This window comes from Mesorhizobium sp. M7A.F.Ca.CA.002.05.1.1, from assembly GCF_003998335.1.
Lineage (GTDB): Bacteria > Pseudomonadota > Alphaproteobacteria > Rhizobiales > Rhizobiaceae > Mesorhizobium.
The window spans coordinates 1-558 of record NZ_RZQI01001587.1; the positions used below are offsets into that span (position 1 = coordinate 1).

General features: G+C 67.0%; 1 protein-coding gene. It reads right to left on the reverse strand.

Going from position 1 to position 558, the window contains the following annotated elements; translation table 11 throughout:
- Window positions 1-558: hypothetical protein (locus tag EN939_RS37195; protein ID WP_164751648.1), on the reverse strand; the 558-nt coding region annotated here is incomplete at both ends.

Genomic DNA, 558 nt, shown 5'->3' on the forward strand with positions numbered 1-558 from the left:
ATCCAGCGTCGTCGTGCCATTGGCGATGCTGACGCTCGAGGCCTGGGCAATGGCCGCCTTGATGCCCTGGACGGTCGCCTGGCCGGAGGCAAGCTCGATAGTTGTCGTGCCGTTGGCCACTTTCACCCGGCCGGCGGCCCGCGCCGGAATGCCCTTGACGGTTGCGCCGCCGGCGAAGCCGGTCCAGTCGCCGTCGCGCTTTAAGTCGACATCGATGCCGCTGATCACGGTGCCGCCCGAAATGACGGTGTCGGCGCGGATCTTTCCGGAGATCACGGGCGCCGCCAGATAGTTGGCGACCAGCGCATCGATCGAGACGGCTTTCGCCTGCAGGTCGCCGCGCGTAATCGACGCGGTCGCCGCCTTGATGGCGACCTGCGGTGCGGTGCCGTTCTTCGAAAAGGCGATCGTGCCGCGCACGTCGCCTTCGGCCTTTTCCAGGGCAAGTGCCGCCAGCGGGCCGATATCGGGCAGGTCGAGCGCGATGGTGCCGACCGGCACGAACTTCTCGTCCAGCGCCAGATCGCCGGAAATCCTGTTCTTGCCGAGCGACAGCAG